Source organism: Rudanella lutea DSM 19387 (assembly GCF_000383955.1).
GTDB lineage: Bacteria > Bacteroidota > Bacteroidia > Cytophagales > Spirosomataceae > Rudanella > Rudanella lutea.
The window spans coordinates 1,824,603-1,838,566 of record NZ_KB913013.1 but is presented as its reverse complement, the minus strand read 5'-3'; the positions used below and the strand labels follow the sequence as shown (position 1 = coordinate 1,838,566).

Genomic DNA, 13,964 nt, shown 5'->3' with positions numbered 1-13,964 from the left:
TGAAAAAGTAGTTAGAAAATGTTGGTAGAATAGAATGGTTCAGTACAACCGTATGGATTGCCTGCCTAATGTATATAGGTTGATTATATTAGTATTTAAATGCATTTATATTTTCTGGTATTCGGTAGGACTTTCTGGTATTTGGTAGTTGATTTTTAGGGTGTTGTGTTTTTGGTTACAGGCGATGGGCACAAAAAAAGCCACTCGGTTGGGAGTGGCTGTACGGGTGGATGACTACTAATTACTTGGTGGCAACGTAGAAAAAATCGAGGCTTTGGGCAGGTGAGTCGCTCAGTACATAATCGGTGTGCCGGATTTCGGCGGCCAGACCATCCTGCTTCAGCAGCCGGTTGCGATTCATGCGGTTGGCAATATCGTAAGGTACCTGAAGCAGTCGGCGGGGCAACCGGTATTGGAGGTTGAAAATGTCCCAGCGCGTAAAGCGTTCGACCGACTTCTTGTTTTGCTCATAATACGTCATCACCTTGTTGTTGCCGTGGATACCGCGCGTTTCGACAACCGGGAAATAACGGCCCATGAGCGCCCGCAGTTCGTCGGCTACGTACTCGCGCACGTGCCAGGGGTTGCGCGTCAGAGAGTACGACTTGTTGACCGTCGTGAGTAGTAATTTACCCCCAGGCTTGAGTACCCGGTAGGCTTCCTTCACAAACAGATCGTCGTTTTCGATGTGTTCGATTACCTGAAACGTCACCACAAAATCAAACGTATTGTCGGGTAGAGGTTGCCCGGTGCCGTCGGTGAGGGGGGGGATATTAGCCGCTACGAAGGTAGCCTTGGGGTAGGCTTGCTGAAGCGAGCCTATCAGATCGGCGTTTTTGTCGATACCCGTGTAGTGGGTTGCCGCCTGCGTGAGCAACTCCAGCCCGCGGCCCCAGCCGCACCCAATTTCGAGCACTTGGCCGCTTACCATTTCCGCGGCTTCGACATACGGAAAAAGTAGCCGCTGATGAACCGGGTTGTCGGAGGTAATTTCGGCGGAGGTAATCTCGGTGGTTTTGTACATGCGTAAAGTCGATAGTCGGTAGCCGACAAAACAGGGCGCCTGTCGACTATTCTACAAAATTACTCGTTTGTGTTTGCAAAGAAAAATAGGAGTTTACAGGCCATAAGGCACCTGTTTTTCGTTATTTTACCGTATCTTATTCAGAACGTTACTTATTTGTGGTGTATGCGCCTACTTTCCGCGATCACACTAACCCTGCTGGTGTCGGCCTGTGCTTCGTCAAAAAAGACCCAGCCGACTGCCTACGACTCGAACCGATCTAACCCGTCGCGTACGGAAGCGCCCAATCAGTCGCGCGAAATGGCCGACCGCCCCCGGACCCCCGGCACGCTCAATGCCGACCCCGGAGCAGCGGCTCCCGGAGCATCGGCGCGCCCGGCGGGCAGCTCCAACGCCCGGCCTACCACGCCAGCCGCGGGCACTCCGCCTGCGAGCGGTGGCAATTCGGCCCCAGATTATGCGGTTACGGCTATCAAAGGCAAGTTCCTGACCGTCGACAGTACGGCTACCCGCGTCTATCTGCACATCTATACCCGTCAGCCTGATGGTAAGCCCATTCGGAATATTGATGATTTTGCGACACGGTTTCTGGTCAATTACGTTCTGTACCCCGACTACAACAACCGGGAGCGGCTGGGCTACGGCAACGTGCCAACCAATGCCCAAACCCTGACTGTGCTGGACGATTACCTGGTGCTTAACTTCGAGGTAAAACGCCCCAAAGACGCCGTTTCGGCCATTATGCTGACCGAAATCACCGAGGTGAACTCGGGTCGCAAAGCCCTCAACGATTTGCAGATTCGGTTTCAGGCCCCGCGTATCACGGACCGGTTTACCCTGTTCGATGCCCAGGGACGGTTGCCCCGGTTGCGCAATTTCGTGAGCCGCAACGATACCGTTGTGATTCGGGATGTCAACGGTACAAGTAAGCCCTTGTACGGCTTCCGGTACAAGCACGAGTTCGACGCGGCCTCGTCGCCGATGAACACCGGCAACCGGCCCGTTCCGAAAACATTGGCCGTCGACTCCACACTGACGGTCATGACCAACCAGCCGTTCCAACTTCCCAGAGAGGGTTTGTATTTCTTTCTGGAAGACACCACCGATACGTACGGACTGGGCCTGATGGTGACCGACAACCGGTTTCCGAAACTGACCCGACCCGAGAAGCTGGCCAAACCGGTAATGTACGTGAGCACCAGCTCGGAAATGAATGAGCTGGGGGGCGCATCGGATGCCAAAAAAGCCCTCGATAAATATTGGCTGGGCCTCATGTCGGGCAACGAAGAGGTAGCCCGGCGGACCATTCGGGCGTATTATAACCGGGTGGAAGAAGCCAACCGGCTTTTTACAACCTACAAAGAGGGCTGGAAAACCGACAAAGGCATGATTTACATTGTGCTCGGCCCTCCCGACCGGGTGCAGCGCAGCCGCGACCGTGAGGTGTGGGTGTACAACCGGCGGGCCAACGTGTCGGAGATCAATTTTACCTTCAACCGCAAGCCTAATCAGTTTGTCGACGATCATTACGAACTGGTGCGCTTTGCAGAGTATCAGCCGGTATGGTATCCGATTGTGGAGGCCTGGCGTACCGGCGCAATTCGGGAGTAATTTGGGTACAATCGGTCGGGGGCGACGAATAACGCGAAGAGTTTGCGACCTTTGCGGGGTTCGTCGCCCTTTGGCGATTAGAAAAAGCATATGAGTTATAACAACAGACCCAATCGGCAGCGCCCCAATTTCCGCCCGGAACCCAGCTCTGACGATATGGTATTCGGAATCCAGTCGGTGCTGGAAACCCTGCGGTCCGATCAGCAGATCGACAAGCTGTACATGGAAAAGGGGATGAGTCACCCCGAAATTCAGCAACTGGCTTTCCAGAACCGCGTGACCATTCAGCGGGTGCCGGTAGAGAAGCTGGACCGTCTGACGCGCAAAAACCACCAGGGTGTAGTTTGTCTGGTGGCGGCTGTGCAATACGTGAAGCTCTCTAATGTACTGGCCGATGTGCACGAACGGGGCGAAACGCCGTTTTTGCTCCTGCTCGACCGGATTACCGATGTACGCAACTTTGGGGCTATTGCCCGCACGGCCGAGTGTGCTGGGGTGCAGTGCATTGTGATTCCGGGCCGGGGTGCAGCCGCGATCGGGTCGGATGCTATGAAAACGTCGTCGGGGGCGCTCAACCACATTTCGGTATGCCGGGAGTACAATCTCGAAGATACCGTGGCCTATTTGCAGAAATCAGGTGTTCAGGTGGTGGCCTGTACCGAAAAGTCGCCCCGCGACCTGTACGAAACCCCAACCGATATGACCGGGCCGCTCGCGATTGTGATGGGCTCTGAAGAAGACGGTATTTCGCCGGAGATTCTGAAACTGGTAGATACCCACGTTAAAATTCCGCTGCTGGGGTCGGTAGGCTCGCTCAACGTGTCGGTAGCAACCGGCGTGGTGCTGTACGAAGTAGTACGGCAGCGGAGTAAATAATGAATACTGTATAATGGAAAATGGGTAATGTGTAACGGGTCTGAAGATCCATTGCACATTACCCATTCCTGGTTACGCGTTACTACGCTTTCTTCTTCGATGGAGCCTTTTTAGCGGTACCGTCGAGCGTGTTGATCCACTTCGCCAGTTTCAGCGCATCTTCCTTCGGCACTTGCTTCATCGGAGCCATTGGCGGATAACCCGGCCAGTTTGATGGCTTTGGGTTATAGATCAGCTCAACAATCTGAGCATCCGTATAATTTTTCTTCGCCACATCTTTATAAGCCGGACCAACCAGCCGCTGGTCTACCCGGTGGCAGGCAATACAGGTATGCTTCGTCATCAGGGCTTTCATGTCCTCAGGAATGTTGTCCTGAGCCTGCGCATTGAATGAACCAACGGCCATAGCTGCCGTTGCGAACAATAAGCCAAACGTTTTCTTCATGGGGCAATCGTTAGTAAAAGAACTGGTTAATAGAAGGGATAGACACCCAACACTGGAAACGAAATGCTCGACGAGGTACGTCAAACGCCTGTGGGCCAATGTTGGACATCTGTAAGCAACAGGTTGTATTGGGCAAAAATACGGTCTTTAGCGTCTTAGGCCAATTAAAACCTAACTTTATCCCATAAAACGATTCTTTGATCTGTTTTACCCAAAAAGGTTTAACCGATGGCAATTCTTGATCGATTTTCGGCTCACGCTGCCAGTTACGCCCGCTACCGAATCGACTATCCGGCCGAGTTATTCGCGTATATTCTGGCCGCTGTGCCTGCCCAAAAGCAAGCCTGGGATTGTGCCACCGGCAACGGTCAGGTAGCTACTGCCCTGGCCGTGTATTTTGAGCACGTAGAGGCCACCGACATCAGTCAGCAGCAACTCGACGAAGCTCCCGCCCGGCCCAATGTGCGGTATCGGGTAAGCCCGGCCGAGCATACGCCTTTTGCCGATAGGCAGTTCGATCTGGTCACGGTGGGGCAGGCCCTGCATTGGTTCGATGTCGACGCCTTTCACCGCGAAGTTCGGCGGGTACTCCGGCCGGGGGGCGTGGTGGCCGAGTGGGGGTATGGCCTGTGCACCGTCAACCCAACGGTCGACGGGCTGGTGCGGGATTTTTATACCGATGTGATTGGCGCGTACTGGGACGCCATGCGTCGGCATGTGGAAAACCGATACGCGCAATTGCCGTTCGATTTTGCCGATGTTCAGTACGCCGATTTCACCGTCGAACGGCGCTGGACGGCTGAGTGGTTTCTGAACTACCTGCGTACATGGTCGGCGGTGCGGAAGTTCATACAGAGTAACGGCTATGACCCGGTCGACGCACTTACCGAACCGGTACAGGCGGCCTGGGGAGCGGGCGAAGCCTTGGTACAGTTTCCGGTATTCCTGCGCCTGGGGCGAAATAAGTAGTTATACGGGTAGTTAAGGTAAGTGTCTTTTCTTTGTGTCTATCTTGGTAAAACAATATAGAAAGGGCGCGTGATGAATATAAAACAGACCTAATAATTGAAAATGGCCTTTATTCGTTTTTAATCTGAAGTGAGCCTGTTAGCTTGGTATCCTTTAATCTGAGCTAACTTTTATGCGGATTTTTACTTACGGATGTCTGGTTCTGTTTATATGGGCTTGTAGTACGCTGGTAACACTGGCGCAAAAGGGCCAAAAGGCTGCTGGCCCTCTGGGCGAATGCGGTACCGTTTCTCCCAGTAAAGAGGCAATTGACGCGGCCGAACAGGCTATTTTCGATCTCAAAAAAAAGCTGGGCAATAAGGCTCTGCCGGGGCCGGTAAGCTTACCCATTAAGGTACATATCGTACGTCAGACAAACGGATCGGGCGGGGCTACCGTGACGGCCCTAAATGCAGCACTCACACTGTTGAATGCCAAGTACCAACCCGTCGACATTCAGTTCACGCAATGTGGCCCTATTCATTACATCGATAATGATAATTTTTTTGCGTGCGATCTTAATTTGGATCAGCCCTCTCTGGTGCTCAATAACGTTAACGATGCAATCAATTTGTACGTGACTGGCACTCTGGTAGCCGATGGGAGTGGGCTGAACGGGGTCGCTTATTTTCCGAGTGGTGCGGCCAGCTCAAACCAGATGATTCTGAGCACGGCTGCGTTAAGCAACGGCGAAACGCTCCCGCACGAAATGGGCCATTACCTGAATCTGTATCATACCCACGAAACGGCAAAAGGCAAGGAGCTTGTAACGCGCGGAACCGGTGCTAACTGTACGACGGCTGGGGATCTGGTATGCGATACGCCCGCTGACCCCTGTTGTTATTTCTACAATTCGTCAACTTGCACCTATACGGGCACAGCTGTGGATACCCAGGCCAATTCGTACACGCCACTGGTGAGTAATATTATGTCGTACTACGGTGGTTGCCGGACTCAGTTTACGCCGGGTCAGTACAGTCGTATTGCCGATGGGTATCTGTATCGTACTTCGCTCATGCAAACGTCTGGAGCGTATGTGTACAATACGGCTTGCCCGGTTGTGGTGGCCCCGACTAATCTCTCCGCTCAGGAAGGTACGTGCTCGGTACGTTTGAACTGGACCGACAATAGTACCAATGAGAACGGGTTTATTGTGGAACGCTCGCTAAGCCCCAGCAGCGGGTTTATTGCTGTTGGGACGGTGACTTCCAATGTGACATCCTTTACAGATACCAGCCCGGTTGCGGGTATAGCTACCTACTACCGAGTTGTGGCAGCAAACAGCAGTGGGACAGTTGGAAACACCGTTAGCGTAACCGTTGCGCCAAACAACATTTGTTACTGTGTGCCGGGCGTGACCAATTGTACTTTAGGCGACGATATTATCAATTTCGCCTTGCGCTCGGAGAGTACCACGCTGCTTAATCAGGCCTCTGGATGCGGTACAAACGGGTATTCAGATTACAGCTCCGTGTCCTCGGCAACGCTGACACCCGGTCAGAGCTATACCATAGCGGTTACCAACCGGGCTCAATACCCCGAAGGGTTTGCGGTTTGGATTGATTTCAACGGGGACAAAACGTTTGCTGACACAGAGCGGGTATTCACATCCGCAACGCACTCCCGAACGGCTGTTCAGACGGCTACGTTTACCCTATCGCTCAGCGCTCTGGCAGGCACTACGCGGCTCCGAGTTCGGCAAAGTGACGATAGCAGCCCGGTGCCTACTTTACCCTGTAATCCTTACCTCTACGGCGAAACCGAAGATTACACGGTAGTGATACTGCCCACAACGGCTACAAGCGTTGCCTCGGGCGTCTGGACAAGCAGTGGGGTTTGGTCGTCAGGGCAGGTACCGACCGCAGCAACCGACGTAACCATCAGCGCCGGGCATACCGTTACGGTGGATACCCCCGCAGCGGCTGTTAAGAAGCTACAATTGAATGGCAAGTTATTATATCAAACAAATAGTAAGTTAAGGGTGGGTCAATAGACTCCGAAGCCCGCTACGCTTCCCAGATTACCCGCACCACCTTGGCTTGTACGCCGATGGTCTGAAAAAACTGAAGCCAGTGCAATTGCTGCGGGCCGAGGTGGTCGGTGGGTGATTTGACTTCGACAAACTCGTACTGACCAGCTTCGTTCCAGATCAGCAGGTCGGGGAAGCCCCGCGTGTGTTCGCGTACGTTGCGGGCCATTTCGAGCAAAATAAGCCGCAACTGCTCGACATCAAGTACGGTAATGATCTGATTGACCAGGTGAAGCAACTCATCGCTCCAGTCGACCAGCACGTTGGTAATGCCGTATTTGGCGTTGAACATCCGGCCCACGTGCCGGCGCCAGTGGTCGGGGGTTTCGAGTTCGGTCAGGCGCTTGCGGAGTAGCTCGGCCCGACGAAGGTAAAAATCGGGCAGGTAAAAATCTGACGGTGCGCGTTGCAGCGGATGGTGAATCGCCGACACGTTGGCGTCGTAGATAATATCCCAGAACACCAGCCCAAACAGGCCCCGCCAGGGGTAGTTCTCGGTGAAGGCCGCGTCGAAATCCATTTCCAGATAGTAGTTCATTACCCCGGTTTCGACATGGTGCCGGTACGCAGCCGGTACCAGCACGCTCTCGGCATCCGACAGAAAACGGGTGGTTGTTTTGCGGCTCCGCTTTTTTTCGCCCAAGCCCAGAATTTTATCACGAAAGTCGTTGGCAAAGTACCGCTCTTCGGCATTCTGGGGCGTCACGGCGATCTCGTCGCAGAGGGCGAGGGCCTCGTCAATCAGCCCATTCCGAAACAGAAGCCGTACCCGGCGTTCGCGGGCAGGCACCCGGTCGGAGAGTTCGTAAACGGCCAACGCCTGATCGGGTAGCTTTTGCCGTTCCAGAAACCCGCCTACTTTGCATACCAGCCGCTGGTAGCCCGGAATGGCGATTTCGGAAAGCTCGGGCCGGGTTTCGTTCCAGTTCAAAAACCAGTTGTAAATATCTTCGGCGGGTGTTTCAGCTTGTTTAAGGTCGTAAAAGGCCTCACCCGTAAGCGAAATGAGCAGCTTGTCTTCCACCTCTTTCCGCGACCGAAACCGGGCGGTGAGTTTGCTCTCATCGTACCGTTCAAAGTTGACCATGCCCAGATCGCGAATCACAAACTCGGTCATGTCTGAGCTGCGATTTCCAAAAAACAGGTACTTAAACATGGTTACCTCGGCCTCAAACCGCATTTTAACCACCGTCTCAAACGTAGTGAGGCTGGTCACTACCTCGCCAAAGTTCAGTTCGTGTAGGGCATAGGCCGTTACCTCTTCTTTTTTCTGCGCCCGGAGGGGTTTCAGCTCTTCAGGTTCGAGTGGCAGTAGCGAGAGCAGTTCGGGCTTTGTGAAAACGCTCAGGGCATCCTGCCCCATAACCTCGTGGTGAGCCGACAGACGCTCCACAAAGCCGGTTTGCAGTAGCTCGGTCAGGGCAGCCGGTAGGTCAGTTATCTCGGCATATTGTAGTTTGTTTACCCGAAAAAACAGTCCTTTGCGGTTGCTGAACCGCACAAACAAACATTGCGCATCCTCACTCAAGGCGTCGAACCGATAGACAAAATCCGTTTCGGCTTCGTTGAGTAACGAGCCGTAAAGCCGCTTGACAAAGTCGAGGACGTAGCGGAAATTGTGCAGATAATACCGGGGTGTAAGGGGCGTTTTCTGGCGACCGAGCATACTTGTATAACACCAAATCAGGCGAATATGTCCCCTAAAGAGATCCTGGACCAACTGCATGAACGGGGGATTTTACCAACCGATCAACACGCGCTGATCGACCGTGTAGAGCGCGAACGGCCGTTTTCGCTGCATTGGGAGTTGCGCTCGGTGCTGTACGTCGGAATTCTGTTCATGAGCTCAGGACTGGGCCTGCTGATCTACGAAAACTACGACGCACTTGGTCACCTGACCATTCTGGCCGGTATCGGCCTGTTGTGCTTGGCGGCCTTTGCCTACGCCTGGTATGTGCGGCCGCCCTGGACACCCGCCCTCACGCAGTCGCAGTCACCATTTGGCGATTATGCGCTGGTGCTGGGGTGTTTGCTGTTTCTGTCGCTTGAAGGGTACGCGCAGTACGAGTACACCGTGTTTGGCGAGCGGTACGGGCTTGTGACGTTTTTGCCGGCGATTCTGTTTCTGGCTCTGGCCTACCGGTTCGATCACCGGGGCGTGTTGGGCATGGGCCTCACGGCTCTTATGGCCTGGGTGGGGGTCACGGTACGCCCGCTGGATCTATACCTGAAAACCAACTTTTTCGACGAGCGGGTGATTTACTCGGCCCTGATGCTGAGCGGGGTAGTCATTGGGGCCGCACTGTTGCTTCAACGGCGGGGCATCAAGCCCCATTTCACGTTCTCGTACCTGCTTGTGATTGGCAACCTGTTGCTGGTAGCCCTGCTGGCGGGTATGTTCAACGTACCGCCGTTACGGTTGCTGTTTGCGGCCGGCCTGGCCCTGGCCTGTGTACTGTTTGACCGCTACGCCCGTCGGGAGCAGTCGTTTCTGTTTGGGTTGATGGCGGCCGTGTATGGCTATATTGGCCTGAGTTATTTGCTGTTTCACTACCTGCACCCCGACGAATACGTGTCAACATTTTACCTGTTGCTGTCGGGGGGGGGATTGGTGGCTTATTTGCTGACGTACAAAAAACAAACCATCAGCCCGGAGGCTACACGGACCAAAACAACCCCACCCAATTGACGCCCTGTGTGGGGAGATAGCCGTTTAGGGCTGAGCCTTGACATTTCCGCTATTGAAAGCATACAATCCCGAACACGTTCGCAACCGGTTGGTACGCCAACAGGCCGAACGTTGGCAACGCGAAGGGCTCCTGAAGCCCGAACAACTGGCCGCTGTTAGGCAGGCCTATCCGGTATCGTTTCGGGAAAACAACATTTTCTCGGAGATCGGGGCCTTTATTTTTACGGGTATTGCCGTGGGGGGGGCTTACGCACTACTGATGCTTTTTCTGAGCGGTCTGGTCGATCAGGCCAATGCGTTTGGGGTGTTTAATACTGTGGTAGGGGTAGGCATGTTGTTGCTTGCCCATGGGCTTATCGGCCGGTATCATTTTTATCGAAGTGGCCCCGACAACGCCCTGGTTGTCATGGGAGCCGCGTTTTTGCTGGCCGCATTCAACGTGGTGCTGCCGGGCGAGATTCCGTTCTGGTTACGGTGTTTGCTGGCCGTGCCGCTCCTGCTGGGCTTTGTCTGGTATTACGGCGATGTGATTCTGATGTTTATCGCCATACTGGCATTTTATGGGGCTATTTTCTCCGGTTTGCTTGAGTTTCCGTGGGGCCGTCTGGCCTTGCCGTTTGTGCTGATGGCGGTTTCGGCGCTGGTTTGGTTCGGGCTAAGCCGGCTCAAACGCGTTGTTCCAAACCCCGATTACTACGCCGATGCGTTTGGAATTGCCGATTGGGTGTCGTTGGGCGTGCTGGCGGCCTCTGGCAACTATTTTGTGGTGCGTGAACTGAATGGTTTACTCGCCGACCCGGTGCCGGGTGTTTACGGTAATGCCGAAGCACCTCCTATTCGGTTCGGGCTGTTGTTCTGGTTTTTGACGTTCTTTTTTCCCGGCCTTTACGGTTGGCTGGGTATCCGGCAGAAAAACCGGCTCCTGATTATTCTGGGAATCCTGGGAATAGCAGCTGCCGTCAGTACGGTGCGGTATTACTACCCGGTGGGGCCGTTGTCGGTTTACCTGACAATAGTCGGGTTTGGGATGATAGCCGTAGCGGTATGGTTGATTCGGTACCTGCGGCAGCCGCGCCGGGGTTTTACCGATGTGCCCGACGAAGAATCGCCCCGGCAATTTTTCCTGAATGCCGAGACGTTGAGCCTTATTTCAACAACCGGCGCTACGCTCGACCGGCAGCCCGACCTGCGCTATGGTGGGGGCGATTTTGGTGGGGGAGGAGCCGGGAAAAATTACTAGAAATAGGATATAAAAAAGATAAGGCCACCTGATCGTGCAGATGGCCTTATACTGACTATTCCTAAACCCTTAACCTTTTCTACATGAAAAACTAACTTTTACCCTTTTCTGTTCCAGAAACCTGACAAAATTGGTAGATAATTTAATCTACTCAGCGTCAGGAGTTTTGCTGGCTTCGGCCTCTACATTCCACAACAGATTAATCATCCGCGCAGTTTGATTGGCCTGGTTAGCCCAACGGGTCACCTCCAGGTTTCCGTTGCTCTTAGCTAATTCGTTACTCAGTTGAACGTTTGCTTCGTTGAACTTTTTACGGCTTGCCTCGTCGAGAGACAGGACAGCAACCGGGTTTTGATTATACAACGAGACTACGCTCATAAAGTTTTGCCAGCTCGACTTTTTCGTGAAATTGTTCAGCTTTTGCTCCACAAAAAGAGCGAATAGCTTTTCAGAACCATTTACGAGTAGTGCGTTTGCCGGCTTAGCTGAAGCCGGGCTATCATCAAATATGGTGGTAGCCGCGCTTGACTCACTAATCATCAACCCTAATCCAAGAATCAATGATGCAAAGATAACACGCGATTTCATTGTTTTGTTCTATTTTGATTTCGTATTGAGAACGCACAAATGTCCCTCGAAGTTTTCATTTTACAAAAACTTTATGGGCTCAATACGAAACAATATTCTGCACAATATGCTGTAAATCGGTATTTATCTTAATTGACTTACTGTTAGAAACTTAAAAGCAGAATTTTATTTTACTTCAGGCTTAGTTCATGAGAAGAAAATAATATTTTGCAAAAAATGAAAATTCTTTATAAAGTTATATCATTGGTTAAAATTATTCATGGCTTGTTGTATGCCCATAGTACAAAAACTGAGCACAGCATCGGCTGCTCTGTCAAGCACGGTCGGCAATTGGTCTAATTCGTCGTCAGGGAACTGCCCCAGCACATAGTCGACCTGTCGGCCTTTCGAATAATTATTTCCGATTCCAAACCGCAACCGGGCGTATTCCTGCGTGGCCAGCACCTCGTCGATATGTCGCAGACCGTTGTGCCCCCCGGCCGACCCTTTGGGTTTCATGCGCAGCTTACCAAAGGGCAGGTCTTTATCGTCGGTAATCACGAGCAGGTTCTCGACCGGGATGTTTTCGCTCTTCAAATAATACTGCACGGCCTTGCCGCTCAGGTTCATATACGTGGTTGGCTTGATAAAAAATAGTTGCTTTCCTTTGTACGACCATTTGGCTGTGTACGCCAGGCGAGTCATCGAAAAACTAAACCCGTGCTGGGCGGCCATACGGTCGAGGACCATAAAACCGGCGTTATGACGGGTAAGCGCGTATTCGGGGCCAATATTGCCCAAGCCAACAATCAGAAATTTCATAGGTACGTAGTCGGGATTTGGTGCATGGTTTTTGGTTTATTGTTTTTTGTTAGGTCGTGAGGTTTCAGCTGACACCCAAAAACTGTAAACTGAACGCAGTAAACAATAAACTAAAAACAACAAACCTTAAACAAAATCTGGCCGCAAAGTTCGTGTTTTCTGTCCGATCAAAAAGGGACTGATGAGAAATGACCAGCGACTATGCCTAACTTTACCCAATGAAACGCCTAATCCTGAGTAGCCCATTACTCGAAATCGTTATTAGCCGCCTGTGTCAGGAGCTGATTGAGCGCCATCAGGACTTTACCGATACCGTACTGCTGGGTATGCAGCCCCGTGGTATCTACTTCGCCGAACGGGTAGCCCGCGAACTGAACCGCGCGCTCGGCCGTACCTCGGCCCAAACGGGCGTACCGCTCGGGTACCTGGATGCAACCTTCTACCGCGACGATTTCCGCCGACGCGATACACCCCTGCGGCCCAACACCACACACGTGCCGTTTTTGATTGAGGGTAAAAAAGTGATTCTGATCGACGATGTGCTGGCTACCGGCCGCATGGTTCGGGCCGCACTCGACGCCATGACTGCGTTCGGGCGCCCACGCAAGGTTGAGCTGCTGGTGCTCATCGACCGGCGATATAACCGCGACTTGCCCGTGCGCGCCGATTATACCGGGATGCGGGTAAACACTCTGGAATCACAGCGTGTTTTGGTTGAATGGACCGAGCAGGGCTCCGAAGCCGACCGAATCTGGCTGATGGACTGAGCCGCCCGCACTGTTCTGCTTTACCATTGGACGTTACTGCCTTATGCCATCCGTAGCTCCCGTTACTATTCAGCGCATCCGGGCGGCCGTGCCCAGCGAGCAGCCCGACTTGCTGGCGGTGGAGGAACCCCTCGAAATCCGGTTGGGCTATGGCCCGGTTGCCGACCGGCAGCAGCGTACCCTTGCCGTAACCATGCGCACGCCCGGTCACGATCCCGAATTGGCCTTGGGGTATTTGCTCGCCGAAGGCCTCATTCGGCACCGGTCCGATGTGTTGTCGTGCCGCCACTGCGTGCAGGATGCCCACAAAGACGGCAACATACTCCGCATTGAGCTGGCCCCGACCGTTGCGCCCGACTGGGCCACCCTCGACCGGTTCAGCTACGTATCGGCAAGCTGCGGCCTCTGTGGCAAATCGACCATCGACGGCATTCGCCAGCGGGGTGTGGAGCCGCTTGGGGCCGGTTTTGCAATGGTGGCCTCTGTCATACCAACCCTTTCCGAAAAAATACGTCCGTTTCAAACCGCGTTTCGGCATACGGGCGGCATTCATGCCTCGGCACTTTTTACGCCCGATGGCACGGTGGTGCGCGTACGCGAAGACATTGGTCGCCACAATGCGCTCGACAAGGTGATTGGCGCGACCTGGCTCGAAGAAGGGGGCGATTTGTCGGCCTACGGTCTGTTTCTGAGTGGTCGTATCAGTTTTGAGTTGGTGCAGAAAGCCTGGATGGCCGGTATTCCCCTCATCGTAGCCGTAGGGGCCCCGTCGAGCCTGGCGGTGGAGCTGGCCCGCGAAGCAAACCTGACCCTGGTGGGCTTTGCCCGAAACGACGGTTTTAACATTTACACGAGTCCCGAGCGGGTACATACCGATACGTTCTGA

13 protein-coding genes are annotated in these 13,964 nt (G+C 53.5%); 8 read left to right on the top strand and 5 right to left on the bottom strand.

Annotated features, from left to right (window positions below):
- Nucleotides 1–241 precede the first annotated feature (241 nt).
- A complete protein-coding gene (locus tag RUDLU_RS0107510; RefSeq protein WP_019987747.1) occupies nt 242–1,024 on the bottom strand; it encodes a class I SAM-dependent methyltransferase in 783 nt (260 codons plus the stop codon).
- A gap of 165 nt (nt 1,025–1,189) precedes the next feature.
- Here RUDLU_RS0107510 and RUDLU_RS0107505 point away from each other — a divergent pair, with 165 nt between their 5' ends.
- Complete coding sequence (locus RUDLU_RS0107505; RefSeq protein ID WP_027302857.1) at nt 1,190–2,635, top strand: GWxTD domain-containing protein; 1,446 nt, start codon at nt 1,190–1,192, stop codon at nt 2,633–2,635.
- Nucleotides 2,636–2,725: 90 nt separating this feature from the next.
- Nucleotides 2,726–3,511 (top strand): 23S rRNA (guanosine(2251)-2'-O)-methyltransferase RlmB, encoded by a 786-nt coding sequence (gene rlmB / locus RUDLU_RS0107500; protein WP_019987745.1) that lies wholly within the window; start codon nt 2,726–2,728, stop codon nt 3,509–3,511.
- An 82-nt stretch (nt 3,512–3,593) separates the two neighbouring features.
- Here rlmB and RUDLU_RS0107495 read toward each other — a convergent pair whose 3' ends face one another.
- On the bottom strand, nt 3,594–3,956 hold the full coding sequence (locus RUDLU_RS0107495; protein WP_019987744.1) for a c-type cytochrome: 363 nt from the start codon (nt 3,954–3,956) through the stop codon (nt 3,594–3,596).
- A gap of 228 nt (nt 3,957–4,184) precedes the next feature.
- Here RUDLU_RS0107495 and RUDLU_RS0107490 point away from each other — a divergent pair, with 228 nt between their 5' ends.
- Nucleotides 4,185–4,925: a class I SAM-dependent methyltransferase gene (locus RUDLU_RS0107490; RefSeq protein WP_019987743.1), complete on the top strand. Its 741-nt coding sequence runs from the start codon at nt 4,185–4,187 to the stop codon at nt 4,923–4,925.
- 172 nt (nt 4,926–5,097) lie between these two features.
- Nucleotides 5,098–6,957, top strand: a complete 1,860-nt coding sequence (locus RUDLU_RS0107485; protein ID WP_019987742.1) for a GEVED domain-containing protein — start codon at nt 5,098–5,100, stop codon at nt 6,955–6,957.
- A gap of 13 nt (nt 6,958–6,970) precedes the next feature.
- Here the strand turns inward: RUDLU_RS0107485 and RUDLU_RS0107480 are convergent, their stop codons facing one another.
- Nucleotides 6,971–8,659, bottom strand: coding sequence for a VRR-NUC domain-containing protein (locus tag RUDLU_RS0107480; protein ID WP_019987741.1), 1,689 nt, complete (start codon nt 8,657–8,659; stop codon nt 6,971–6,973).
- A 27-nt stretch (nt 8,660–8,686) separates the two neighbouring features.
- Here RUDLU_RS0107480 and RUDLU_RS0107475 point away from each other — a divergent pair, with 27 nt between their 5' ends.
- Both RUDLU_RS0107475 and RUDLU_RS0107470 read left to right on the top strand, forming a co-directional pair.
- Complete coding sequence (locus RUDLU_RS0107475) at nt 8,687–9,682, top strand: DUF2157 domain-containing protein (RefSeq protein ID WP_019987740.1); 996 nt, start codon at nt 8,687–8,689, stop codon at nt 9,680–9,682.
- Nucleotides 9,683–9,719: 37 nt separating this feature from the next.
- Nucleotides 9,720–10,922, top strand: a complete 1,203-nt coding sequence (locus tag RUDLU_RS0107470) for a hypothetical protein (RefSeq protein ID WP_211220198.1) — start codon at nt 9,720–9,722, stop codon at nt 10,920–10,922.
- A gap of 147 nt (nt 10,923–11,069) precedes the next feature.
- Here the strand turns inward: RUDLU_RS0107470 and RUDLU_RS0107465 are convergent, their stop codons facing one another.
- Both RUDLU_RS0107465 and pth read right to left on the bottom strand, forming a co-directional pair.
- Nucleotides 11,070–11,510 carry a hypothetical protein gene (locus tag RUDLU_RS0107465; RefSeq protein ID WP_019987738.1) on the bottom strand — a complete coding sequence of 147 codons (441 nt, stop codon included), beginning with the start codon at nt 11,508–11,510 and terminating at the stop codon, nt 11,070–11,072.
- Nucleotides 11,511–11,750: 240 nt separating this feature from the next.
- Nucleotides 11,751–12,311, bottom strand: coding sequence for an aminoacyl-tRNA hydrolase (pth, locus tag RUDLU_RS0107460; RefSeq protein WP_019987737.1), 561 nt, complete (start codon nt 12,309–12,311; stop codon nt 11,751–11,753).
- 218 nt (nt 12,312–12,529) lie between these two features.
- Here pth and pyrR point away from each other — a divergent pair, with 218 nt between their 5' ends.
- Both pyrR and fdhD read left to right on the top strand, forming a co-directional pair.
- Nucleotides 12,530–13,078 carry a bifunctional pyr operon transcriptional regulator/uracil phosphoribosyltransferase PyrR gene (pyrR, locus tag RUDLU_RS0107455; RefSeq protein WP_019987736.1) on the top strand — a complete coding sequence of 183 codons (549 nt, stop codon included), beginning with the start codon at nt 12,530–12,532 and terminating at the stop codon, nt 13,076–13,078.
- A 43-nt stretch (nt 13,079–13,121) separates the two neighbouring features.
- The gene (gene fdhD, locus RUDLU_RS0107450) at nt 13,122–13,964 is read left to right on the top strand and encodes a formate dehydrogenase accessory sulfurtransferase FdhD (RefSeq protein WP_019987735.1); all 843 of its coding nucleotides are present in this window, start codon (nt 13,122–13,124) and stop codon (nt 13,962–13,964) included.